This window comes from Mesorhizobium sp. P2_E6, from assembly GCF_056403835.1.
Genome location: NZ_JBFUEQ010000002.1, coordinates 291,500 through 315,415 on the forward strand (window position 1 = coordinate 291,500; position 23,916 = coordinate 315,415).

Annotated in this window: 25 protein-coding genes; 12 read left to right on the forward strand and 13 right to left on the reverse strand. The window is 63.1% G+C overall.

Going from position 1 to position 23,916, the window contains the following annotated elements; all coding sequences use genetic code 11:
• Positions 1–16: 16 nt before the first annotated feature.
• Together der and AC1D08_RS06105 are read right to left on the reverse strand one after the other, a co-directional pair.
• Positions 17–1,459, reverse strand: coding sequence for a ribosome biogenesis GTPase Der (gene der / locus AC1D08_RS06100; RefSeq protein WP_457153551.1), 1,443 nt, complete (start codon positions 1,457–1,459; stop codon positions 17–19).
• Positions 1,456–2,121, reverse strand: a complete 666-nt coding sequence (locus AC1D08_RS06105) for a tetratricopeptide repeat protein (protein WP_457153550.1) — start codon at positions 2,119–2,121, stop codon at positions 1,456–1,458. The genes der and AC1D08_RS06105 overlap by 4 nt, the downstream gene beginning before the upstream one ends.
• Positions 2,122–2,312: 191 nt before the next feature.
• Between AC1D08_RS06105 and AC1D08_RS06110 the strand changes: the two genes are divergently transcribed.
• A complete protein-coding gene (locus AC1D08_RS06110; protein ID WP_457153549.1) occupies positions 2,313–3,320 on the forward strand; it encodes a polysaccharide deacetylase family protein in 1,008 nt (335 codons plus the stop codon).
• Positions 3,321–3,350: 30 nt separating this feature from the next.
• On the opposite strand, the gene sbmA is transcribed toward AC1D08_RS06110, so the two are convergent.
• From sbmA to AC1D08_RS06125, 3 genes are all read right to left on the reverse strand, one after another.
• Positions 3,351–4,610 carry a peptide antibiotic transporter SbmA gene (sbmA, locus tag AC1D08_RS06115; RefSeq protein ID WP_477225988.1) on the reverse strand — a complete coding sequence of 420 codons (1,260 nt, stop codon included), beginning with the start codon at positions 4,608–4,610 and terminating at the stop codon, positions 3,351–3,353.
• 113 nt (positions 4,611–4,723) lie between these two features.
• Positions 4,724–5,881: a YbfB/YjiJ family MFS transporter gene (locus AC1D08_RS06120; RefSeq protein ID WP_477422750.1), complete on the reverse strand. Its 1,158-nt coding sequence runs from the start codon at positions 5,879–5,881 to the stop codon at positions 4,724–4,726.
• Between the two features lie 118 nt (positions 5,882–5,999).
• Entirely contained in the window at positions 6,000–6,224 is a 225-nt protein-coding gene (locus tag AC1D08_RS06125) for a hypothetical protein (RefSeq protein WP_095091877.1), read from the reverse strand.
• Between the two features lie 95 nt (positions 6,225–6,319).
• Between AC1D08_RS06125 and AC1D08_RS06130 the strand changes: the two genes are divergently transcribed.
• The 3 genes from AC1D08_RS06130 to AC1D08_RS06140 are packed head-to-tail and all read left to right on the forward strand — an operon-like array spanning position 6,320 to position 8,949.
• Positions 6,320–7,288 carry a LysR substrate-binding domain-containing protein gene (locus tag AC1D08_RS06130; RefSeq protein WP_457153904.1) on the forward strand — a complete coding sequence of 323 codons (969 nt, stop codon included), beginning with the start codon at positions 6,320–6,322 and terminating at the stop codon, positions 7,286–7,288.
• A gap of 26 nt (positions 7,289–7,314) precedes the next feature.
• The gene (locus AC1D08_RS06135; RefSeq protein ID WP_457153905.1) at positions 7,315–8,571 is read left to right on the forward strand and encodes an aminopeptidase; all 1,257 of its coding nucleotides are present in this window, start codon (positions 7,315–7,317) and stop codon (positions 8,569–8,571) included.
• Positions 8,572–8,592: 21 nt separating this feature from the next.
• Entirely contained in the window at positions 8,593–8,949 is a 357-nt protein-coding gene (locus AC1D08_RS06140; protein ID WP_457153906.1) for a DUF488 domain-containing protein, read from the forward strand.
• A gap of 179 nt (positions 8,950–9,128) precedes the next feature.
• Here AC1D08_RS06140 and AC1D08_RS06145 read toward each other — a convergent pair whose 3' ends face one another.
• Positions 9,129–9,485 carry an ArsC family reductase gene (locus AC1D08_RS06145; RefSeq protein ID WP_477422752.1) on the reverse strand — a complete coding sequence of 119 codons (357 nt, stop codon included), beginning with the start codon at positions 9,483–9,485 and terminating at the stop codon, positions 9,129–9,131.
• 154 nt (positions 9,486–9,639) lie between these two features.
• On the opposite strand from AC1D08_RS06145, the gene AC1D08_RS06150 reads away from it, so the two are divergent.
• The 3 genes from AC1D08_RS06150 to AC1D08_RS06160 are packed head-to-tail and all read left to right on the forward strand — an operon-like array spanning position 9,640 to position 11,041.
• Positions 9,640–10,203 (forward strand): dihydrofolate reductase family protein, encoded by a 564-nt coding sequence (locus AC1D08_RS06150; RefSeq protein ID WP_457155164.1) that lies wholly within the window; start codon positions 9,640–9,642, stop codon positions 10,201–10,203.
• 5 nt (positions 10,204–10,208) lie between these two features.
• On the forward strand, positions 10,209–10,565 hold the full coding sequence (locus AC1D08_RS06155) for an ArsR/SmtB family transcription factor (RefSeq protein WP_457155163.1): 357 nt from the start codon (positions 10,209–10,211) through the stop codon (positions 10,563–10,565).
• Positions 10,562–11,041, forward strand: coding sequence for an SRPBCC family protein (locus AC1D08_RS06160; RefSeq protein WP_457155162.1), 480 nt, complete (start codon positions 10,562–10,564; stop codon positions 11,039–11,041). The genes AC1D08_RS06155 and AC1D08_RS06160 overlap by 4 nt, the downstream gene beginning before the upstream one ends.
• 99 nt (positions 11,042–11,140) lie before the next feature.
• Here the strand turns inward: AC1D08_RS06160 and AC1D08_RS06165 are convergent, their stop codons facing one another.
• The 7 genes from AC1D08_RS06165 to AC1D08_RS06195 form a co-directional block, all read right to left on the reverse strand.
• On the reverse strand, positions 11,141–11,494 hold the full coding sequence (locus tag AC1D08_RS06165) for a SnoaL-like domain-containing protein (RefSeq protein WP_477413668.1): 354 nt from the start codon (positions 11,492–11,494) through the stop codon (positions 11,141–11,143).
• A gap of 377 nt (positions 11,495–11,871) precedes the next feature.
• Positions 11,872–12,957 carry an ABC transporter ATP-binding protein gene (locus tag AC1D08_RS06170; RefSeq protein ID WP_457153035.1) on the reverse strand — a complete coding sequence of 362 codons (1,086 nt, stop codon included), beginning with the start codon at positions 12,955–12,957 and terminating at the stop codon, positions 11,872–11,874.
• Positions 12,947–13,555 carry a cupin domain-containing protein gene (locus AC1D08_RS06175; protein ID WP_457153034.1) on the reverse strand — a complete coding sequence of 203 codons (609 nt, stop codon included), beginning with the start codon at positions 13,553–13,555 and terminating at the stop codon, positions 12,947–12,949. Before AC1D08_RS06175 ends, AC1D08_RS06170 begins: the two co-directional genes overlap by 11 nt.
• A 204-nt stretch (positions 13,556–13,759) precedes the next feature.
• Positions 13,760–14,824: an ABC transporter substrate-binding protein gene (locus tag AC1D08_RS06180; RefSeq protein WP_457153033.1), complete on the reverse strand. Its 1,065-nt coding sequence runs from the start codon at positions 14,822–14,824 to the stop codon at positions 13,760–13,762.
• Positions 14,809–15,678: an ABC transporter permease gene (locus AC1D08_RS06185; RefSeq protein WP_457153032.1), complete on the reverse strand. Its 870-nt coding sequence runs from the start codon at positions 15,676–15,678 to the stop codon at positions 14,809–14,811. Before AC1D08_RS06185 ends, AC1D08_RS06180 begins: the two co-directional genes overlap by 16 nt.
• The gene (locus AC1D08_RS06190; RefSeq protein WP_457153031.1) at positions 15,675–16,559 is read right to left on the reverse strand and encodes an ABC transporter permease; all 885 of its coding nucleotides are present in this window, start codon (positions 16,557–16,559) and stop codon (positions 15,675–15,677) included. The genes AC1D08_RS06185 and AC1D08_RS06190 overlap by 4 nt, the downstream gene beginning before the upstream one ends.
• 85 nt (positions 16,560–16,644) lie before the next feature.
• Positions 16,645–17,928, reverse strand: a complete 1,284-nt coding sequence (locus AC1D08_RS06195) for an NAD(P)/FAD-dependent oxidoreductase (protein ID WP_457153030.1) — start codon at positions 17,926–17,928, stop codon at positions 16,645–16,647.
• 244 nt (positions 17,929–18,172) lie between these two features.
• On the opposite strand from AC1D08_RS06195, the gene AC1D08_RS06200 reads away from it, so the two are divergent.
• From AC1D08_RS06200 to AC1D08_RS06220, 5 genes are all read left to right on the forward strand, one after another.
• Positions 18,173–19,330, forward strand: coding sequence for a fumarylacetoacetate hydrolase family protein (locus AC1D08_RS06200; RefSeq protein WP_457153029.1), 1,158 nt, complete (start codon positions 18,173–18,175; stop codon positions 19,328–19,330).
• A gap of 361 nt (positions 19,331–19,691) precedes the next feature.
• The gene (locus AC1D08_RS06205; protein WP_095091864.1) at positions 19,692–20,627 is read left to right on the forward strand and encodes a substrate-binding domain-containing protein; all 936 of its coding nucleotides are present in this window, start codon (positions 19,692–19,694) and stop codon (positions 20,625–20,627) included.
• Positions 20,628–20,741: 114 nt separating this feature from the next.
• Positions 20,742–21,728: an ABC transporter permease gene (locus AC1D08_RS06210; RefSeq protein WP_095091975.1), complete on the forward strand. Its 987-nt coding sequence runs from the start codon at positions 20,742–20,744 to the stop codon at positions 21,726–21,728.
• 3 nt (positions 21,729–21,731) lie between these two features.
• Positions 21,732–22,523 (forward strand): ATP-binding cassette domain-containing protein, encoded by a 792-nt coding sequence (locus AC1D08_RS06215; RefSeq protein ID WP_457154340.1) that lies wholly within the window; start codon positions 21,732–21,734, stop codon positions 22,521–22,523.
• 123 nt (positions 22,524–22,646) lie between these two features.
• Positions 22,647–23,669 carry a LacI family DNA-binding transcriptional regulator gene (locus AC1D08_RS06220; RefSeq protein ID WP_457154341.1) on the forward strand — a complete coding sequence of 341 codons (1,023 nt, stop codon included), beginning with the start codon at positions 22,647–22,649 and terminating at the stop codon, positions 23,667–23,669.
• The last annotated feature ends 247 nt before the right edge of the window (positions 23,670–23,916 follow it).

Consider the following 23,916-nt stretch of genomic DNA (forward strand, 5'->3'; position numbering starts at 1 on the left):
GGACGGGCAGCGATGCTCAGCTGCGTTTCTTGGCCCTGCCGGCAAACGGGTTGTCCGACGTGCGCAGCGCAATGCGGATCGGCACGCCGGGCATGTCGAAGGCTTCACGCAAGCTGTTGGAGAGATAGCGGACATAGGATTGCGGCATCGCCTCCGGCCGGGAGCACTGGACGACGAAGCCCGGCGGCCGCGTCTTGGCCTGGGTGACGTATTTGACCTTCAGCCGACGACCGGCGACGGCAGGCGGCGGATGATGCGCCAGGATGCTTTCCAGCCAGCGGTTGAGCTTGCCTGTCGAGACGCGGCTGTTCCACACCTTGTGGGTCTTCAACACCGCATCCATAAGCTTGTCGAGGCCGCGCCCGGTTTCGGCCGAGACAGGCACCGCCTGGATGCCGCGCACCTGCGGCAGCAGCCGCTCGGTCTTCTCACGCAGTTCCGCCAGAAGCTCCTGGGGATGGTCGATCAGATCCCATTTGTTGAAGGCGATCACCGGTGCCCGCCCTTCGCGGATGATCAGGTCGGCGATCTGCAGATCCTGCTTCTCGAAAGGAATGGTGGCGTCGAGCACGATGATGACGATCTCGGCGAAGCGGATGGCGCGCAAGCCATCCTGCACCGACATCACTTCCAGCTTTTCGTGGATCCTCGCCTTGCGACGCATGCCGGCCGTGTCGAACAGTTTCAGGCGGCGGCCATGCCAGTCCCAGTCGACGGAGATGGAATCACGGGTGATGCCGGCTTCCGGCCCGGTCAACAGCCGCTCCTCGCCGATCAGCGCGTTGATCAGCGTCGATTTGCCGGCATTCGGGCGGCCGACCACGGCGATGCGCATCGGCTTGGTGTCGTCGTATGAAGGCACATCCTCGGCATCCGGGTCGACAATATCCTCGCCGATCAGCACCTCGCCGGCGACGACCTCTTCGCCTTCGCCGTCTTCTTCTTCTTCACCAAAGGCGCGCGCCTCGCCAAGCGCTCCGATCACCGCGTCGCGCAGGTCGGGCATGCCCTGGCCGTGTTCGGCCGACACCGGGATCGGCTCACCGAGGCCGAGCTCCCAGGCCTCCAGCATACCGCCCTGGGCGCCCTTCGCCTCGGCCTTGTTGGCGACCAGCACGACCGGCTTGCCGGACTTGCGCACGATCTCGGCGAAAGTCTTGTCATCGGGCATCAGGCCGGACTTGGCATCGACCGTGAAGAAGATCAGGTCGGCCTCGCGGATGGCAATCTCGGTCTGCGCCCGCATGCGGCCGGGCAAGGTCGAGGCGGCGGCATCCTCGAAGCCGGCGGTGTCGATGACGTCGAAATGCAGGTCGTAAAGCTTGGCGGCATGCACGCGGCGATCACGGGTGACGCCCGGCGTGTCGTCGACAAGCGCCAGCTTCCTTCCCACCAGCCGATTGAAAAGAGTCGATTTGCCGACGTTAGGTCTGCCGATGATGGCGACTTTGAAGGTCACGACGCACTGCCCGACCCGCGGATCAGCTCGGACATCAAGGTAGCCCGCTCACGGGTGTTGCGCGGGGCGCCGTCATCGGCGGCAATCTGGTCGAACAGCTTCAGCGCATCCTGGGTCTTGCCTTCCTTCCAGGCGGAAAGACCGAGCGCCTCACGCGCCGTGTGGCGCAGCGTGTTGGTGTCCGACGTAAGCGCCTCGACCCGGCTGGAGACATCGGCGAAGGAGCCATGGTCGACAAGCAGGAGCGCTGCTCTGAGCCGGGCCATGTCGCGAATGCCTGAAGGAATGGCCGTGTCGGCGGCGACATCGTCGAAGTCCTTGACGGCGGCGTCGACGTCGCCCTTGCTGGCCTTTACGGTCGCGGCGCGCATGCGGGCAAGCAGCGGATAAGCGCCGTAGCCATCCTTCTCCAACTGGTCGAGAGCGGCCAGCGCTTCGTCGTTCTTGCCGTCATTGGCAAGCTTCAGCGCCTGCGAGAATGCATCGCCGGAGCGGTTGGCGCGCGTCTCGTCCCAATAGCGATAGCCGACGAAGGCGGCTGTGCCGAGCACCACGAGGATCGCGAGGACAAGCAAGGCGGGACCGAAACGGTCCCATAGCTTCTGCGCCTGTTCGCGACGCATCTCGTCGTTGACTTCACGGATAAAACTGTCGTCGGACATCAATCAAACCATTCCTGCCCTGGCGGGCCGTTGTCAGCCCGCGTTTTAGCGAAATTTTGTCGGCATGGAAGGGGTTCGGCGGGAAAATCGCCTATTCCCACGGCCGGCCGCCCAAAAGGCCAATCGTACCCGCGCCACATTTGCGCGATAGCCGGCTTCCAGACATCCTCCGAGTCAAGATCAGATTGCCGATGTATCGTTCGTTCCGCGCTGTTGCGTTTTCCTTCGCTTCGCTCGCCACTGCCGGTGTGGCTTTGGCCGATCCACCGGCGCCACCGAGGCCGGCAAAGCCCAGGCAGGTCGTCATCATCTCGTTCGACAGCGCCCGCGATATTTCGCAGTGGAAGCGTAGCCGCGCGCTGGCGCAGCGCACCGGGGCGCATTTCACTTACTTCCTGTCCTGCGTGTTCCTGCTGTCGCCGGAAACGCGCAAGGAATACACGGCGCCCGGCAAGACATCAGGCAAATCCAACATCGGCTTTGCCGCCTCCAAGCAGGAAGTGAGCGAACGGCTCGAGCAGGTCGGACTTGCCGCGCGTGAGGGCCACGATATCGCCAGCCATGGCTGCGGCCATTTCGACGGCAAGGACTGGAGCAAGGCCGACTGGCTGAAGGAGTTCGGCTCGTTCGAGCACATTCTCGAGAACGCCTACGCGATCAACGGTATCGCGCCCGAACCCAACGGCTGGCGGGATTTCGCAAGGCATGCGGTGGTCGGTTTCCGCGCGCCGTATTTGTCGACAGGCAAGGCGCTCTACGAGGCGCTGCCGGCGGCCGGCTATCAATTCGACGCCAGCGGCGTCTCGCAGGGCCCTGCCCGGCCGACGGCCAGCCACGGCATCATGCACTTTTCACTGCCGCAGATTCCGGAAGGACCGAAATCGAGGCCAGTGATCGCCATGGATTACAATCTCTATGTCAGACATTCCGGCGGCTTCGAGCGGCCGAGCAAGGCGGACGAGTTCGCCAACCGAACCTACGATGCCTTTCGCACCGCCTTCGATGTACAATATCAGGGCAAGCGCATTCCGCTGGAACTCGGCTTCCACTTCGCCCTGATGAATGACGGCGCCTACTGGAACGCGCTGGAGCGCTTCGCCGGCGAGGTCTGCGTCAAGGCCGATGTCGAATGCATCAGTTTTCGCGACTATGTTTCGCGGCAGAAAGCCGGCGAGACACAGGCATCGGTTGGCGGCTGAGCCGCCAACCCGGTTCCAAACCTCAGCTCTTTAAGCCGGGTCCTCGGCGCCTTGGCGTTCCAGATAGCGCTGATCGATCGGCGGCAGCGGCTCGCCTTGCAGCGTCGCTTCAAAGGCGCGCAGGCGTTTGTGGACCGATTGCAGCTCGACGATGGTCGACCAGGAGGTGAGCAGAAACTGCAGCGAACTCGTCACTTTGCCGAATGCGTTCGAGATCTGGTTCAGTGCGCCGAAGGTTATCTTGTGCGCCACCAGTGACGGCCCCAGGATCAGCAGCGAGAAGATGTTGTCGGCCTGCAGATACGTATACCGGACCACGTTGAAATATATGTAGTGGAAATAGAGCCTGAAATAGTTGTGACGAACGTTCGCGAACAGCTCGGCGGTGGTAGCTGGCTGGGCCCTCTCCGCATGATCCTCGCCATAGACAAGTTCCTTGCGATAGGCGGCCTCGACACGCTGGTTGCGAAACTGCAGTCCCGGAAGTTTCAGCCCGGCAATCATCACCGAGATCGTCCCGAACAGACACCAGGCCAGGGCTGCGACAACCAATGGCTGCGGGATCGCGCCGACAATCGGCAACTCGCTGATGTGAGCCTGCAACTGGATCATGACCGGCAGGAATGCGATCAATGTCATGATCGACTGGACGAAGCTCGAGCCGAGATCCTCCATGATCTGCGAGAACCGCATCGTGTCTTCCTGGATACGCTGCGAGGCGCCCTCGATATGGCGTAGCCTGCCCCAGTTCTCGACGAAATAATTGTTCATCGCGGTGCGCCAGCGGAAGATCCAGTGGCTGACTATGAAGGCGTTGACCACCTGCACATTCATGCCGACGAGCGCGAGCCACGAAAAATCGGCCAGCCCGATGTAAAACTCACCGTTGGTCGACTTTCCAGTCCCCGACATCAGCCCCTGCACATAGTCGAAGAAGGGACCGTACCAGGCGTTGACCGCGACGCTGACCTGCACATTGAAATAGATGAAGAACAGGATGACCGCCGTCATCAGGATCGACCAGCGCTGCCAAGGATGCGGCGAATACCAGTTCCAGAACGCGTAGAAGACGAGCACGCAAAACGCGAAGTAGAGATAGAACCAGAGAAACGGCGGCGACAAAAGGATGGCGATGCCGATGATGGGGGGCGCGCCAGCCGCGGCCGGCGGCAGTCCGAAAACGGCGCCCAACTGCTCTCCGCCGAAAAACCAGAACAGGATCGCCGCAAGGCTCCAGATGGCTGCCGAAGAGAAAAAAAGCTTCGGCTGCGGGAAGAAGGATACGAACACTGTGGGGGATTCCTCGGTCGATGCGCAAATCAGCGGGGTTTAGCGGGCATAAAGTCACATATTAGGTGGAAAGCAAATGCCTACCCGATGCCCGGCAGCGAGCAACCCCACAATCATGGCGATTTTGGCGCAGCCGACCATGTGATGGCGCCGGAGACGACCAGCATCACTGCGGCGGCGATCGAGGCGAGGAAGAAATCGCCTGACATTTGCGCCAGCAACCCGGCGGCGATCGGGCCGACGATCTGGCCAAGGCCGAAGGACGCCGTCATCAGGGCAAAAATCCTCCGAGGCGCTTTTGGCGCCTGGTGCCGCGCGGCCTGCAGGCCAAGTGCCGTGATGGCAATGAAGGTGCCGCCGAGCAGCAGGCCGCCAAGCAGCGGCCCTGTGCGGCCGCCGATGGCCACGCTGGCGGTGACGCCCGCAACTTCGATGAAGCATGCCAGAGCATAGGCTGCGTAAAGCCCGATCCGGGCGGCGATCTTTTGCCAGAGCCATGTGGAGGGAAAACCGGCAAGGCCGGCGACCATCCACACCATCGCCTCGAAGACCCGGCTGCCGCCGCCTTGCCGGACGATGGCGACCAGGAACGTCGCCGTCACCACATAGCCAAAACCGAACAGGCCGTAGGCGACGATGATCTTCATCAGCGACCAGTCCTTCGGCAGCGCCGGCTCGCGCGTGGCGTCGCCATTGGCGAGAGGGCCTTCGTTCGCCAACAGCGCGACGACGACGAAACCGCAAGCCGAAATTGCCGCCGACCAGAGCCAGCCCGCCGCCCAGCCGGCATGTTCGGTGACAAGCGCGGCCATCATCACCGCGGACACCGCGATGCCGAGGCCAACGCCGCCAAAATGCCACGCCTGCAGGTCGCCGCGGCCGGCAGCGTTTATATGGCTGAAGACGATGCTGGCCATGAACACCATGACGAAGGCGCTGGTCAGGCCGGCCAGAAAGCGGATGACGAGAAAGGCGCCCATGGTGTCGGACAGTCCCATCGACGCAGCAAGGGCCGTGCTGGCGCCGAGACCCACCAGCATCAGCATGCGTTCACGTCCTTGCGCCCAACCGCCCGCCGCCGCCAGCGCGCCGACGAGGTAGCCAAGATAGTTGGCGGAGGCGATCCACCCGGCATCGGCCGGCGACAGATGGAGCTCCTCCATCATGCCAGGCAGGATCGGCGTATAGACAAAGCGGCCCATGCCCATGGCAACAGCCATGGCGATCATACCGGCGATGGCGAAACGCAGTGCTGTCGAGTTGGCTGTCATTGCAGTGCACAATAAGTGCGCGAGCCGGTGAAACAATCCACCTTTGGTTGGGCCAGCGCGGTCGCAATGCGCGGCGCTCGCCTCGACTTTTGCTTAAGCCGGAAAGCGAGGCGTCCGTTTAGCAGCGTCCACCGAAACCCGCATGCAATGAAGCAGTCTCGTGCACCGTGCGGAGCGCCGTCAGCCTGAACGGCACATCACCCAATTCGCGCTCCGACATGGTGTTGAGCACAGGATGCGAAAGCGGATCGGTCAGCCATCTCTGCGTCACGCTCTCCCGGCTTGGCTCTTGCGGAGCATGGGTCGAGAAAAAGATCTTCAGCGATGACAACATGCTCAGCATTTTTGGCTCCACGGGTCTGGCTCCCTCCGTAAAGTGTGCCGTTCCGATGTGTCTTTCAATTGAGATTTCAGCCGGATCGGTTTAGAAAAACTCAAATGGCCATGCTCAATCGCGTCCATCTCAACGGCCTTCGCGCCGTCGAAACCGTCGCCCGTCTCGGCTCGCTCGCGGCGGCCGCCGGAGAACTCAACGTTTCCGTCAGCGCCGTCAGCCAGCAGATCAGCCGTACCGAGAAGCAGCTCGGCCAGGCGCTGTTCGAGCGAACGGCGAGCGGCCTGGTGCTGACCGAGTTCGGCGCTGCCTTCGCGGCCCGCCTCGGTGCGGGGTTTCGCGAGCTTGCCCACGCCGTGGCGCTGGCCGACGAGGCGACGCAATGCACATTGGTGGTTTCGGTGGCGCCGGCCTTTGGCTCGAAGTGGCTGCTGCCGCGCCTGTCGCGTCACTTCGCCCGGCATCCCAACGTGCTGTTGCGCATCGACGCGTCGGTGCGGCTGGCCGATCTCGACCACTCCGATATCGATATTGCCATCCGGCTCGGCGACGGCAAATGGCCGGGCGGGAGGGCGGAACTGCTTTTGGCCCAGGAAGTCTTTCCGGTCTGCGCCCCGGCGATCGCCAGGAAGCTGAAATCGATCGAGGACCTTGCCCAGACCTGCGCCATCACCGACGAGCGGGCCATGATCAATTGGGAAAGCTGGTTCGAGGCAGCCGGTGTTCCGCCCGTCACGTTCCTGAAGGGCGCGCGCTTCACCGATCCGATGCTGTGCCTGGAATCGGCGATCGCCGGCCATGGCGTGATGCTCGGCTGGCAATTGCTCACCGCCGATGCGCTGGCCGACGGCCGACTCGTGGCGCCGTTCGGAATCCGCGCCCAGAGCGGTCTCGGCTATTGGCTGGTGACCTCCTCGGCCAAGGCCGAAAACCGCAAGGTCCGGGATTTCAAGGTCTGGATCAAAGAAGAGATCGAGGCGACGATGGCACAGTTCGGGTCGCCGAATGCGGCCACCGCACCCACCGGTGGGATCGCGGTGGAAAGCACCGTGCCACCGGTCTATGTAGAGTGAGACATCAAACTACGGCAGGCAGGATCATGACCACACATTCACGCGGCGTTTCCGCATCGATCGACCCGGTGAAGCTCGACAGGCTGGCGGAAGTCGCCATCAAGGTCGGGCTGCAGTTGCAACCCGGACAGGACCTGGTGCTGACGTCGTCGATAGCGGCGCTGCCGCTGACCAGGCGGATCGTCGAGCATGCCTACAAGGCCGGCGCCGGGCTGGTGACGCCGATCTTCAACGACGACGAGATGACGCTGGCGCGCTATCGCTTCGGCGCCGATGCCAGTTTCGACCGCGCCGCCGGCTGGCTTTATGAAGGCATGGCGAAGGCCTTCTCCAACAATGCGGCGCGGCTTGCCGTGCGCGGCGAGGATCCGTCGCTGTTGTCGGCGCAGGATCCGGCGAAAGTGGCGCGCGCCAACAAGGCGAATTCGATGGCCTATCAGCCGGCACTGGAGAAGATCACCGGCTTCGATATCAATTGGAACATCGTCGCCTACCCGGATCTCGCCTGGGCCAGGCAGGTCTTCCCAGATGATGCCGACGACGTTGCCGTGGCGAAGCTCGCAGACGCCATCTTCGCGGCGTCGCGGGTGGACGTCGAAGACCCGATCGGCAACTGGAAGGCGCACAATGCAGCACTTCGTGGCCGCACCGAATGGCTCAACGGCCACAATTTCCATGCGCTGCATTTCACCGGGCCGGGCACCGACCTGACCGTCGGGCTGGCGGACGGCCATGAATGGATGGGCGGCGCCTCGACCGCCAAGAACGGCATTACCTGCAACCCGAACATCCCGACCGAGGAAGTCTTCACTACGCCGCATGCCAGGCGTGTTGAGGGCCACGGGTCCTCGACCAAGCCGCTGTCCTACCAAGGCACGCTGATCGACGAGATCTCGGTGCGTTTCGAGGAGGGCCGGATCGTCGAGGCGAAGGCTTCGAAGGGCGAGGACGTGCTGAAGAAGGTGCTCGACACCGACGAGGGCGCGCGCCGTCTCGGCGAGGTGGCGCTGGTGCCGCATTCCTCGCCGATCGCGGCCAGCGGCCTGTTGTTCTTCAACACGTTGTTCGACGAGAACGCCGCCTGCCACATCGCGCTCGGCCAATGCTATTCGAAGTGTTTCGTCGACGGCGCCTCGCTCAGCCAGGACGAGATCGCCGCACGCGGCGGCAACAAGAGCTTCATCCACATCGACTGGATGATCGGCTCGGACAAGATCGACATAGATGGCGTCCACAAGGACGGCGCCCGTGTGCCGGTGATGCGCAAGGGCGAGTGGGCCTGACAGGCCCTTAAGGAGGGTCCGATGGCCTTCGACCTGGCGGTCAAGCGGATCTACGAGCCGCCGGCGCCCGACGATGGGCAACGGGTTCTGGTCGACCGGATCTGGCCACGCGGCGTCAGCAAGCAAGAGGCCGTGCTGGCGCTATGGCTGAGGGAGATCGCACCGAGCGACGGCTTGCGCGGATGGTTCGGCCATGCGCCAGAGCGCTGGGCGGAGTTTCAGAAGCGATATCGGGCTGAGCTGGACGGGAATGCAGAGGTGGTCAGGCAGTTGCGTGCGCTGCTCGACACGGGAAAGGTCACGCTACTCTATGGTGCGCATGACGAAGCGCACAACAATGCGGTGGCGCTGGCGGCGTATCTCAGAAAGTCGGATTGAAGGGCGCCTATTCCCTGCAACGGTGGCGATTGGCCGATCTCCCCACTTGCGGGGGAGATGCCTGAGACAAGTTCGATTTTGGAACAACCAACGGTTGGCGATCCTTCCCACCCCCCTCTGGCCTGCCGGCCATCTCCCCCGCAAGGGGGGAGATCGGCAGCTTCGCCGTCCTGCTGCTCCTACTTAAAACTCCCCACCGCCTGCTGATAAACATCCGGCTTGAACCCGACCAGAATCCTGTCGCCCAGGTCCAGCACCGGCCGCTTGATCATGGTTGGCTTGGCCAGCATCATCGCCTTGGCCTTCTTCTCGTCGAGGTTCTGCTTGTCTTTGTCGGCCAATTCGCGAAAGGTCGTGCTTGCCTTGTTGAGCAGGATTTCCCAGCCAACCTTGCCGACCCAGCCATCCAGCCGCTTCGCCTCCAGCCCTTCCGCCCTGTAGTCGTGAAAACGATAGGGCACATCATGACCTTCCAGCCAGACGCGTGCCTTCCTGATCGTGTCGCAGGTGGTGATGCCGTACATCGTGATCGTCAAGCGCACTTCCCCAAACTGACAGTCGAATCCGCTCCCAGCCTAGAACCGCCCGTCCCGCTTTGCCAGCACCCCTGGTTGACATCCTTCGAATTTTGGCTGTTGCCAACACTAAGGAATTTTCCTAAGTAATGGCCAAAGCCGGAAGGGAATGACCATGGCCAGGATCGTTGTATCGGAATTCATCTCCATTGATGGCGTGATGGAAGCGCCGGGAGGCGAGCCGGGCTACCGGCACACCAACTGGGTCGGCAAGCGGCACGAGGCCGGACAGATCGAGTACAAATTCCAAGAGGTACTGGACCACGAAGCGCTGCTGATCGGCCGGGTGACCTATGAAAGCTTCGCCGACGCCTGGCCGACCTACAAAGGCGCCTTTGCGGACCGGATGAACAGCATGCCGAAATATGTGGTGTCGACGACGGTGAAGACCCCGGCCTGGAACAACACGACAGTCCTTCAAGGCGAGCCGATGGCCGCCATCCGCAAACTCAAGCAGGGTCTGAAAGGCGATATCGTCGTTGGCGGCAGCCGCACGCTGGTCAACGCGCTCAAGCAGCACGACCTTGTCGATGAATACCGGTTGATGGTGTTTCCGGTCATACTCGGCAGCGGCGCGCAGCTTTTCGACAGGACCGAGGACGCGACGGACCTCAGGCTGGTCGACACACGCGCCTTCGCCAACGGCGCCGTGGTGCTCACCTATCGTGTCGAGCGGTGATCGCCATGACAAGTCTGCAATCCGCGATACAAACGCCGCCACCGATCGACGGCATCTTTCGCGCCCTGTCCGACCCGACGCGGCGACGCGTGGTCGAGCGGCTGAACCGCAGCCCCGCCTCGGTCAGCGAACTCGCGCAGCCTTTCGACATGGCCCTGCCCTCCTTCATCGAGCATCTCAGGGTCCTCGAAGGCTGCGGACTGGTGCGCTCGGAAAAGACCGGCCGGGTCCGAACCTATCAACTGGCGCCCGAGCCGCTGAAGCTTGCCGAAAACTGGCTGGCCGAACAGCGCACGCTGTGGGAGCGCCGCCTCGACCAGTTCGACGCCTATGTGATGACCCTGAAGGAGAAAGACACATGAGCTATCCGTTCAAGCCGGATCCCAGGCTGGACCTCGTGCTGGAGCGTGTCGTCGATGCGCCGCGCGAGTTGTTGTGGAAGGCCTGGACGACCCCTGCCCATGTCAAGCAATGGTTCACGCCGAAGCCATGGATGGTCACCGACTGCGAGATCGACCTCAGGCCGGGCGGGCTGTTTCGCACGCGCATGCAGTCGCCTGACGGCAAGGAGGTCAGCGACCGCCATTGCTGCTATCTGGAAATCGTGCCGAACGAGAGGTTGGTGTGGACGGATGCGCTGCTGCCGGGTTATCGGCCGTCAGGGGCGCCGTTTATCACCGCGGTCATTTCCTTGCAGCCGGACGGCAAGGGTACGCGCTACACCGCCACCGCTATCCACCGCGACGAAGCGACCCGCAAGAACCACGAAGAGATGGGCTTCTTCGATGGCTGGGGCACTGTGGCGGATCAGCTGGCAGAGTACGTGAAGACAATTTGAACTCTCACATGCGGCCGGGCTATCGTCCCGGCCGCCATGCTTATTTTCAAGCCTGCAGCGAAGCGAGCAGGCTCCCCGAGTCCGGTATTATTTCCGGCCTCAATAGTAGAAGCGCTCTTCGGTGATCTTGCCGTTCTTGACCGTGTACACGCCGACCTCATCCATGGTGACACGCTCGCCCGTAGCCTTGGGCGTTATGTCAAACTTGAAGCGCACTGCGAACTGGTCGCCGTTGACATAGGGGCCTTCGACCGAGCCGCCATGGACTTCGTGGTTCTCTTGCCACCACTGACCCTTCTGCTTGAGGGCCTCCTTGCCATGGGAGACGGCCATCGGCCCCTCCATGGCTTCGTAGCTGACGATTTCGTCGGCATTGTATTTCTCAGCGGCACCGTGGTGGTCGCCTTGCTGTAGGAGTTCGGTGAAATCCTTGGCAATTTCCGCGATGGTCATTTGTGTTCCTCCTGTTCAGACGCATTGCAATAGGGGACAGCCTGTTGGCCTGCCATCATCGATCCGCTTGGTAGCTGACAAGCGATGTCAGGATGATGATATCGCGCGGGGTATGTGACGACGATTTGAGGGAGCGATCGGCGGATCACATCGCCCTCAGCGGCCGGCCGTTTAGGCCACCATGACCGCTTTGGAATGCCGAAGTCGATTTCGCCTTGCAGATACATACGCATACGCCCGCAGAAGTACGCTCCTGCCTTGTACGACAAAGAACAAAACAGGAACTTAGCTTCGAGTCAAGCGTGGAATTTCCAGGCCTACGCCCCGTAGCCGACGATGCCGTTGACATCGAGGAGTGGCGGCCAATGTCGGTGAAACTAGCCCGGCAGCATAGGGCAGTTGGCGCCGCGACGTAGGCTGATATGCGCCACATCGCCGACGCTGAATTGAAAACCATCGGCCTGGCGCGGCGCGTCGATGACAACAGGTGCGCCCTGCCCGAGTTCGGCATGCAGGCGCAACGTGCGGCCGTGAAAAACGATGCTGTTGACGCGCGCCGGCGCCGTACCGGGTGCCGCCTCGGTGGCCGCGAGCAAATCCTCGGGCCGCACGCCGACAGTGCGGATCGTGCCCTCGGCCGGAGCTTCGCCGGTTTCGGAGGTCGCTTCCAGCGGCAAGGCACCCGCGGCGAACCGCAAGCGGTCGCCGTCGCGCCCGATAAAACGCGACTGCAACAGGTTCATGGTGCCGATGAAACTGGCGACGAATGTGGTCGCGGGCCGATCGTAGAGCGTTGCCGGCGGCGCGATCTGCTCGATGCGGCCCTTGTTCATGACGACGATGCGATCGGAGATCGACAGCGCTTCGGTCTGGTCGTGGGTGACCATGACGAAGGTGGTGCCGAGCCGCGACTGCAGCCGCTTCAGCTCGACCTGCATCTGTTCGCGCAGATGCGCATCGAGGGCCGACAGCGGCTCGTCGAGCAAGAGCACGCGCGGCTCGCAGACGATGGCGCGGGCGAGCGCGACGCGCTGGCGCTGGCCGCCCGACAGTTCGGAGACGCGGGCGCCGAGCTTGTCGGCCAGACCAACCATTTCGAGGGCTTCGCCGACGCGCTTTGCCTGCTCGGCGCCGGAAAGTTTTCGCAAGGACAGACCGAAGCCTACATTTTCGGCAACGTTCATATGCGGAAACAGCGCGTAGTCCTGGAACACGGTGTTGACTGGCCGGTCGTAGGGCCTGAGTGCCGTGATGTCACGGCCGTCGAGCAGCACCTTGCCGCTCGACGGGCTTTCGAAGCCGGCGATGACGCGCAGGCTGGTGGTCTTGCCGCAGCCCGACGGCCCAAGCAGGGTGAGAAACTCGCCGCGGACGATGTCGAGATCGACGGCGTCGAGGCCGACAATGCCGCCGGGAAAGATCTTCGAGACCGCCTGCAGCCGGACAAGAGGATCAGGCGCCATCGCGAACCTCGGACGGCTTGGTGGTGTTGACCCAGAGGATCTGGCAGCGCTCGGCGCCCGGATTGCGGAAGGCATGCAAAAGCGTGCTCTTGAACGCAAAACTGTCGCCGGTCTTCAGCACGTAGTTCGTCGAATCCACCACCAGTTCGACCTCACCCGAAACGACGAAGCCGAATTCATGGCCGGCATGGGCATAGGCCTCGGCGGTGCCGCCGCCGGCTTCCACCGACACCAGCATGCCAGTCAGCGTCGCACCCGGCGGCGACAGCAGCGCCTTGGCAATGCCTTCGGACTTCACCGGGATGGCGCGGCGGCTGTTGGCACGCACGCAATAGAGATCGCTGACGGCATCGTTGCCGTCGGCGATCAGCGCCGACGGCTCGATATCGAGGGCTGCCGCGAGCGGCCAGATCACCTTGACGCGCAGCGAGGACATGCCGCGCTCGATCTGGCTGAGCGCGCCGATCGACACGCCGGCCCTGGCGGCCAGATCGGCCAGCGACAGGTTGCGCTCAAGCCGCAGCGCCCGCACGCGCCGGCCAACCCGCACATCGGCATCGTCCTTCGGCTTTTCAGCCGCTTCGTCCAGCATGTCCATGCATTCGTCCTCGTTGCAGTCAACTTTTGGGCGGGGCGCTTGCTGGGCTTCCCTTCTCCCCTTGTGGGAGAAGGTGGATCGGCGCGCAGCGCAGAGACGGATGAGGGGTGTTGGACGGATCACCGTCTTTGCCAAGCTGGAACACCCCTCATCCGTCGCCTTCGGCGACACCTTCTCCCACAAGGGGAGAAGGAAGAACCAGGCTCAGCCGCCTGCCTTGACCTTTTCGAACATCTTGGCGAGTTCGTCATTCTGTTTCATCGGTCCGGTGAAGATGGTGGTCTTCAGCATCACCTCCGGGTCGGACGGCAGCTGCAGTTTTTCCAAATCCTCCTTCGGCACGGTGGCAAAGGCAGAGCTCAGCGAACTGCCATAGCCATAGGACTCGATCAGGTATTTGCCGGAGTCGGCGTCCAGCCGGCTGTTGATGAAATCATAGGCGAGATCGACATTCTTGGCGTCCTTGAGCATAACGAAGCCGCAGGACCAGGTCAGCATGCCCTCCTTCGGTTTCATGAACTCGACCGGCACCCCTTGCTTCTTCAGCGAGGTGGCCGACGCGTTCCAGGTCATGGCGGCGACCAGCTGGCCGCTGGCCAGCGCCTGTTCGACCGAGGTCATGTCGGTGGTGTAGTTGGAGAGCAGCGGACGCTGCTCGCGCAGCTTCTCCGCCACCTTGTCCATTTGCTCCGGCGTCATGTCGAACGGATTGACGCCGGCCAGAAGTGCCGCAACGATCGGCGTGTCATGCACGGCGTCGATGGTCGCCATGCGACCGGCATACTGCTTGTCCCAAAGAAGGTTCCAGCTCGCTTCCGGGTTCTTCACCAGATCGGTGCGGTAGAGGATCGAGGTGTTGCCCCAGTCCCACGGCACCATCCACACCTTGCCGTCACCGGCCTGCAGGTCGGGCAGGTTCTTGAACACCGGGAAGATCGAATCCCAGTTCTTGATGCGCTTAGTGTCGATCGGCTGCAGCAGGCCTTCCTTGTTCCAGCGCGCCACCTTGTCGTAGCAGGGATGGGCGATGTCAGGGCGGAAGCCCGCCTTGACCTTGGTGAAGGCGTCATCGTCGTCACCGAAGATGGAGGCCTCGACGCCATCGGGATGCGCGGCAAGGAAGCTCTTGTTGAAGTCGGGCAGTTCATAGCCCGACCAGGTGAAATATTGCAGCTTGTCGCCGGCGAAAGCCACGGTCGACGACAGCGCCAAAGCCAGGGCGGCCAGGCCGGTCCGGGCCATCTTTCCAGATATCAGGTCGAATGCCATTTCAGTTCTCCTCTCTTGGTATGTTTTGGTTGTGATGGATCCGTGGGTCGTGGCGCCGCTGCGGACAGGCCGCGATGGCGCAGGATTTCGGCGATTGCAGCAATGACGAAGGAGACGGCCAGGATCGACGTGCCCAGCGCCATGACGGTCGGCAGCGATTTCGGGAACCTAAGCTGGCTCCAGATGTAGAGCGGCAGCGTCGGCTCTGTGCCGGCGAGGAAGAAGACGACGATGAACTCGTCGAAGGAGATCAGGAAGGCCAGCATGAAGGCCGAGACGATGGCCGGCAGGCTGAGCGGCAGCATCACCCGCCGGAAGGTCGTCCAGTCGGAAGCGCCGAGGTCGAGTGCCGCCTCGCGAATGGTTTTCGGGATGGCAGCAAAGCGGCTGCGCATGATCACCACCGTCGTTGGCAGCGCCACCAGTATGTGGCCGAGAACGATGGCAATGCGCGACGGCCCGAGACCGATGAGGTTGATGAGGATCAGCAGCGATATGCCGACGATGACACCCGGGATGAGGATCGGCAGCCGCGCGACGGCGCTGATGGTGGCAGCCAGCGGCGAGCGGCCATAGAGATCCATGTAGGACACGGTGATGCCGCACAGCGTTGCCCCCGTGGCGGCAATCGTAGCGATGACGAGGCTGTTGACGAGCGCGCCGGACAGCACCGAATTGCCGTAGAGCGTCGTGTACCATTGCAAGGTGAAGCCCTGCAGCGGAAATGCTGCCTGGATCGAGTTGTTGAAGGAAAACAGCGGGATCAGCAGCACAGGCAGATAGAGAAAGACCAGGTAGGCGATGACATAGACGCCAAGCCAGCGGCCGCCACCCTGCGCGTGCGCGATGTTCATGTGCGGCTGCCAAATCTGCGGTCGGTGAAGCGTGCGACCAGCACCACGGCAAGGATGACCAGCATGACGGCGACTGCGAGTGCGGCGCCAAACGGCCAGTCGTTGGCCTTGCCGAACTCGGCCTGGATCAGCGTACCGATCATGGTGCTGGCCGGGCCGCCGACGAGCGCTGGCGTGACATAGTCGCCTACCGTCGGCACGAAGACGACAAGTGCGGCCGCCAGCACGCCGGGCATCGAATTGGGCAGCACGACCCGGCGGAAAGAGGTGAAGGGTCTGGCGCCGAGATCGGAAGCGGCCTCGATCAGCGACTTCGGGATGGTGTCCAGCGCAACATAGATCGGCAGGATGGCGAACGGCGCATAGGCGTGGGCGAGCGTGACGACGACAGCGGCCGGCGTGTTGAGAAAGGCCAATGTCGGCTCGGACCAGATGCCACTTTCGATCAGCGCCGAGTTCAAGACGCCGTTGTAGGCAAGCACGATCTTCCAGGCGAAGACGCGCAGGAGATAGCTGGTCCAGAACGGCAGGGTCACGAGGAACAGCAGCAGGCCGCGCCGCCGTCCGGCATGGAAGGCAAGGTAGTAGGCAACGGGATAGGCGGTGACGACGGTGGCGAGCGTCACCAGCGCGGCAATGACCAGCGATCGCAGCGTCACCGTCCAGTACAGCGGATCGGACAGCACGGTGGCGAAATTCGCCAGGCTGAAACCGGTGCCGAGCAGCGAACCGTCGTTGTTGCGGAAGGCGAGGAAAAGCACCAGTCCAAGGGCAAACAGGATCAGCAGGAAGGTGACCAATGCGCCCGGCAGCAACATCGCGACCCGGAAGCCCGTTGAAGACCGGGCCTCTGGCGCTTGCGTTGCAACAATGGTCGACATCGACCTGCTCATCGAGATTTTGAAATTACCTAAGAATTTTTCATATTCATGAAACTGTCAAGCGGAATCCCGCTGGCATGCTGCGTCAACGCTCCAGCGCATCGAGCAGGCGATACCAGGCGATGGTCGCGGCAACGCCGACCTGCCGGAAGGCGTGGAACGGGATCGGCCGGATCGGCGTGAGTGGAAACGGCAACTGAGTGGCGTCGCCATTGGAAAGATAGGTTGCGATGCGCTCGCCAAGCGCCGTCATCAGGCCGATGCCACGGCCCTGGCAGCCGACCACGGCGACAAGGCCTTGCTCCGGCTCGTGGATGTGCGGCAGGTGATCGGGCGTCATCGCTACCCGACCGAACCAGCGCTTCTCGATGGCGACACCGGACAGGCCGGGATAGAGCCGCCGCAGCGCCCGCTCGAGATGCGCCCAGTCACTGGCGCTCGTCGGCAAGGCCATGCGGCCACGCCCGCCCAGCACCAGACGGCCATCGGCGCTCTTGCGGTAGTAGACGAGGATGCGACGCGAATCCGACACCGCCTGCCCTTCCGGGAGGATCGTGGCCGCCAGCTTGGGCGGCAGCGGTGCCGTGGCGATCTGGAAGGAATGCAGCGGCACGATCGTCTCGGCGAGGCCAGGGATCAAACCATCCGTATAGGCGTTGGTCGCCAGCACGACCGCCTTCGCCTGCAATTCAGTGCCGCTTCCGGTCGAAACACGCCAAACGCCGCCGGCGTTGACGAGCTTTACGACCTTCTGGCGCTCCGCTATCCCGACACCGGCCGCCGCTGCGACCCGGGCCAGTTCCGATGTGTAAGCGAGCGGATCGATGACACCGGCGCGGCGGTCGAGCCAGCCACCGAGATACCCTCGAGCGCCGGTCATCGCCGCGATCTCGGCCTCACTCAAAAGCTCGACGTCGGCGCCCCTCGCCCGCCATTGCCGGTCACGGTTTGCCGCCGCCTTCAGCGCGGCCTCGGTGTGCGCCGCCTGGATCCAGCCATTGCGGACGAAGGGAACCGCCAGTTTTTCATCGCGGATCAGTTCGAACACGGCATCCGCGGTCGAAGCGGCGAAATCGATCAGCGCCTCGCCGCGCTCCGGGCCAAAATGCGCGAGCAACCATGCCGGATCGTATTTAAGACCGGGAATGACCTGCCCGCCATTGAGCCCCGAGGCGCCGCGGCCGATGTCGCCGGCCTCCAGCACCTGCACGGACATGCCAGAGCGGGCCGCATGCAAAGCCGTCGACAAACCCATGATGCCGCCACCGACAATGACGACATCGACACGTCCGCCGCCGGCAAACAGCGACTGAAACCTGGAGGCCGCTTGCGGCTTGCGCCAGACGGGATCGGAGAACGGTGCGGGCAAAGGGTCACCTGGATGGGCTGCGATGAATGAAAACTGTAGTCAGAATTTCACGATTTTGAAATAGCGTTCGCGGCCCTGACATTTGGACCAACGCCAACGGACCTTTCGGACCAGGTACTTGCCGATCGAACACGGCAATGCAGATTGGCAAGCAAACGGGATAGACCTTTGACCGGAATCCGGTGAAGGTGCCGCGCCGATGCGGCCAGCCCGCATTGTCGATCATTTCAGAGGACCGAACGCCATGACCAACCCCACGCACCTGCCCGCTGAAGGCCTTTTTGTCGGCCGCGCCAGGAGCAGTGATGTCCCGTACCCCATGGTGGTCACGGTGCGCGACGGCACGGTCCTCGACATCACGTCGAGCGCGGCACCGACCGTGCGTGATGTCTGCGGGATGCCTGATCCGGCCGGTCATGTGCGGTCTGCCAAGGGCAAACCGATCGGCTCGCTCGAGGCCGTCGCCGCCAACAGTTTTGAGGCCACGCGCGATGCGAACAAGCCGTATCTGCTGTCCCCGGTCGACCTCCAGGCGGTCAAGGCCTCGGGCGTCACCTTCGTCGTCAGCCTGCTCGAACGGGTGATCGAGGAACAGGCGCGCGGTTCGTCCGAAAAAGCCGACGCCATCCGCGCCGACATTGCCGGGCTGATCGGCCACGATCTGTCGAAGCTCAAGCCCGGTTCGCCAGAAGCGATGGAGATCAAGGCCAAGCTCATCGCGCGCGGGGCCTGGTCGCAATATCTGGAAGTCGGCATAGGTCCCGATGCCGAGATCTTCACCAAGTGCCAGCCGATGGCCTCGGTCGGCTTCGGCGCCGATGTCGGCCTGCACCCGGTGTCGACCTGGAACAACCCCGAGCCCGAGATCGCCATGATCGCCGCCGGCAGCGGCAGGATCGTCGGCGCCACCATCGGCAACGACGTCAATCTGCGCGACGTCGAAGGGCGTTCGGCGCTGCTGCTCGGCAAGGCCAAGGATAACAATGCCTCGGCCGCCCTCGGCCCCTTCATCCGGCTGTTCGACGACACATTCTCGATCGATGACGTGAAGCGGGCCGTCGTGCGCCTGAAGGTCGAGGGCGAGGACGGGTTCTCGCTGGAGGGCGCAAGCTCGATGGCCGAGATCAGCCGCTCGCCAGAAGAGCTGGTTGCCGCCGCCATGGGCCCTCACCACCAGTATCCGGACGGGCTGGCGCTTTACCTCGGCACCATGTTCGTGCCGTCGAAGGATCGCGGCGAAAAGGGCAAGGGCTTCACCCACAAGGTCGGCGACATCGTCACGATCTCGTCTGAGAAATTCGGCGCGCTGGTCAACCGCGTGCGGCTGTCGCCCGACTGCCCGCACTGGACCTACGGCGCCAGCCATCTGATGCGCGAGTTGGCCGGGGCCAAGCTCATCTAGCGGGCCTCTGCTCGCAAGCCGCCACCCATGGCGGCATTCCGACCGCCAAGGCGCGGCGGCTGACGCTGGTGCCGATAGGCGCGATGGCGGAGGTTGCCGGAGTGATCCACGTCGGCGCCGGCGGCATCGTCGACGCCAATCTTTCGACCGCCGCGAAAAACCACCGCAACTGATGCAATCTGATGGGAGCGCTGATGGCGCCCCGTCAGGCGCCCACTACATCTGCAGATGGAGGCTTGCCATCCGTCGAAAAAGGGAATGCTCTGACGCATCCAACCGGCGCTGGCAAATACGCGATCCGGCGGTCGCCGGAACAAGGGACGGATAAGGAACTGACCATCTACAAACGGGAGGAAATCAAATGCTGACACGGCTAAGACTCGTTCTATATGGCCTGTTGGTGGCGCTGACGATTGTTCCGGCAGCGGCACAGGCCAAGACCTTCTACTGGATTTCGCATGGCGGCCCGGCCGACCCGGTCTGGACCTACTTCCTGGCCGGCGCGAAGCAATGGGCCAAGGACACCGGCAACACCGTCAACACCTCGTTCCACAATGGCGACGTGGCCTCGCAGCAGGAAGCGGTTCGCGCCGCCCTCTCCGCCAAGGCCGACGGTATCGTCACCACCAGTCCCGATCCGGGCAGCCTTGTCGAGATCGTCAAGGAAGCCCGCGCGGCCAACATCCCGATCATCAACTTCAACACGCCCGATCCCAAGGCCAATTTCAACGCCTATGTCGGCGGTGACAACGTCACCTTCGGCAAGCACTGGGCGCAGTATCTGGTCGACAAGGGCCTGGTGAAGAAAGGCGACTTCGTCTGGATGCCGGTCGAGGTTCCCGGGGCCACCTATGGCGTCCAGGAAGAGGAAGGCATCAAGAGCGTCTTCGGTCCGCTCGGCATCACCTATGAAATCACCGAAGCCACGCTTGACCAGGCCGAAGTGATCAACCGCATGGTCGACTACCTCACCGCCAACAAGGCCAAGGTCAAGGCGATCATCGGCCTTGGCGACCTGGTGACCGGCTCGATCAAGCGGGTCTTCGACCAGGTCGGCATCAAGCCGGGTGAAATTCCGGTCGTCGGCTGGGGCAACTCGCTCGACACCACCCAGGAAGTGCTGAACGGCTACGTCAATGCCGGCCAGTGGCAGGACCCGCAGGCGACCAGCTATGTCGCCCTCTCCCTGGCCAACATGGCCGCTGCCGGCATTCCTCCGGGCTTCAACGTGATCACCGGTGCGCTCTACGAAAAGGATACCGCCGCGGTCTACGACAAGATCCTGTCCGGCAAATAAGATCCCAAACTCAAACAGTCGCGACTGCCCCGGCGGTCGCGACTGACTTCTCCATTTTCGCCGAGCCCTTCGCTGTGCAAGGCTCAGCCTTTCCAATCCTATCGCGGGTTGCTCGTGGAAAATCGTTCGCTCATCCAACACCTGATTGCGCGGCCTGAGTTCGGCCCCTTGGTGCTGCTCGTCATCGAGATCGCCGTTTTCTGGAGCATCAACCACGACTTCCTGTCGCCGCAGAACATTTCGAACACGCTGGCCTTCACGGTCGAACTCGGCCTGATCGCGCTGGCGATGACGCTGTTGATGACGTCGGGCGAGTTCGACCTTTCGGTCGGCTCGCTGTTCGGCTTCTCACCGGTGCTGATGTGGACGCTGTTCAACAGCGGCCTCACCTCGCTTGAGGTCGGCTTTGTCGCGGCACTGCTGGTCGCCGCCTTCATCGGGCTGGTCAATGGCTGGTTCGTCACGCAGCTCAAGATCCCGTCCTTCCTGGTGACGCTCGGCATGCTGCTGGTGGTGCGCGGTACCGCCCTTTTCGTCACCGACGGGTTTCCGCAGCGCACCTGGAGCGCCGAAGGCAGCTGGCTGGCGGAGGCGCTGGTCGGCGACTTCTTCATCGGGCCGTTCCGCATCTACATGTCGCTGTTCTGGTTCATCGCGGCGGCCATCGCGCTCGGCTATGTCCTGACGCAGAGCCGCACCGGCAACTGGATCCAGGCGGCCGGCGGCAATCCCAATGCGGCGCGCGCCCGCGGCGTCAATGTCAGCGGCGTCAAGATCGGCCTGTTCGTGCTGTCATCGCTGATGGCCTCGCTTGCCGGCGTCATCTCGTCGCTGCGCACCTCGGCCGCCAACCCCAACAGCGGCACCGGCTATGAGCTCGAAGTCATCGCCATGGTGGTGATCGGCGGCACGGCGCTGACCGGCGGGCGCGGCACGATCATCGGCACCGTGCTCGGCATCCTGATCCTGCGCGTCATGCGCAACGGCATCGTGCTGATCGGCGTGCCCGGCCTTGCCTACAATATCTTCATCGGTGCGATCATCCTTGGCATGATGGCGCTCCATTCATGGCTGGAACGCCGGCATCAGGCAGGGACTTGAACCATGGCCGAGCCACTGATCCGCATGCAGAACATCCGCAAGTCCTATGGCCGCGTGCAGGCACTCGAGGACGCCAGTTTCCATGTCAATGAACGGGAGATCGTCGGCCTGCTCGGCGACAATGGCGCCGGCAAGTCGACGCTGATCAAGGTGCTCTCGGGCGCCGTTCCGCTGACCAGCGGCGACATCTTCATCCGCGGCAAGAAGGTGAGCTTGCGCAACACCAGCGACGCCATCGCCCACGGCATCGAGACGATCTACCAGGACTCGGCACTGGTCACGCAATTGTCGATCGCCCGCAATTTGTTCCTCGGACGCGAGCCGATCAAGCCGCCGCGCTTCCTCAATCGGATGGACCAGGACGCCATGAACACGGTCGCACGCGACCTGCTCAAGCAGGTCGGCATCTCGAAGAACATCCCGCCGACGACACCGATCGGCTCGCTCTCCGGCGGCGAGCGGCAGGCGGTGGCGATCGCGCGCGCCATGCATTTCGACAGCGACCTCATCATTCTCGACGAGCCGACCAACAATCTCGGCGTCGCCGAAACACAGGGCGTGCTGAGCTTCGTGCGCAACGCCCGCGATTCCGGTCATTCCTGCATTTTCATCGCCCACAACATCCATCATGTCTTCCAGGTGGTCGACCGCATCGTCGTCATGCGCCGGGGCAAGGTGGTCGCCGACGACATCGACCCGAAGAAGACCAGCGTGGCGGAAGTCGAGCGGATCATCACCGGCATGTCGGACAAGGAAATCCGCGATGCCATCGCCGATGGCAAGCCATCGCACTGAGTCCGGACAGCCGTCTTGTCGAGGCGGCCGAATGACTGTCCGGCTGATGGGCGGCAATCAGCCGTCACCTCAAATCGCATCGCTCGCCTGGCGCGGCATCGCATCGGGACATAGGGTTAGGGCATGAAAGCCACCGTCTCGGATATCGCCCGCAATTGCGGGCTGTCGACAGCAACGGTCGACAGGGTGCTCAACAACCGGCCAGGTGCTAGTGCCGCCAACCGCCAGCGCGTCATGGAGGCCGCCAAGCAACTCGGCTATCTGCCGGTCGCCGATCAGGTGACGCTGCCCTCGCGGCCCGCCCATCTCGAATTCCTGCTGCCGATCGGCAGCAATGCCTTCATGCGCGATCTCGCCGGACATATCGAGGACTACGCCGCGCGGCTGCCGCTTGTCGCCTCGTGCCGGATCCACAACCTCGCCGGAATCTCGCCGAGCGCGCTGCAGACCGCCGTCGAAAACCTCTCGCTCAGGGCCAATGGCGTCGGTGTCATCGCCGTCGACCATCCGCGCACACGCAACATCCTGCGCGACATCGTCGACGCCGGCATGCGCCTGGTCACGCTGGTATCGGATGTCCCGGCCGCACCGCGATCGGCCTATGTCGGCATCGACAACCGGGTGGCAGGACGAACCGCGGCGCTGTTGATGGGACGCTTCCTGGGCGGTCGCACCGGCCATCTGGCGATGGTCGTCGGCTCGCGCTCCTATCGCGGCCACGAAGAGCGCGAAATGGGTTTCCGCTCGGTGCTCAACGAAGAGTTTCCCAACCTGACCGTCAGCAGCGCGGTCGAGATCAACGACGAGCCCGACGTCAGCTATGCCGAGACCATGAAGGCGCTGCACAACGAGCCCGAACTGCTCGGCATCTATTGCGTCGGAGCCGGACATTCGGGCGTTGCAAAGGCGATCCGGGAATTAAGGCCGAACCGCAAGCCGGTGTTCATTTGTCACGACCTCACAAAGGACACGCGGGGCTATCTGGTCGACGACCTGCTCGATGTCGTCATCGACCAGAATGCCAGGCTGATCGCCGAGCAGTCGGTCATCCGCCTGCTCGGCTCGATTGCATCCTCGGCGCCCTATCTGACGCGGAAGTTCATCGAGCCGCGCCTGATCTTCAGGGAAAACGTTCCGGTGCAGTGAAGCTTGCCTGCGCTTTTCCGGTCACACTCGGCAACTTTCGCGGGTGATACAGCGAATCTGCACAGCTGCTATGCACGATCCACGATTGCCGAATCATTGGGCAGCCCCTAATTTGCAGTTGTCGGCCATCTACTCCTCCCAGATGCGATGCCGACGCTGAGTGGGGTGCACCTCCTCCCGCGCCACACTCGAAATCGAGCCCGCTGCCACCTCCTCCCGGCAGCGGGCTTTTTTCGTTCCAGTCAGC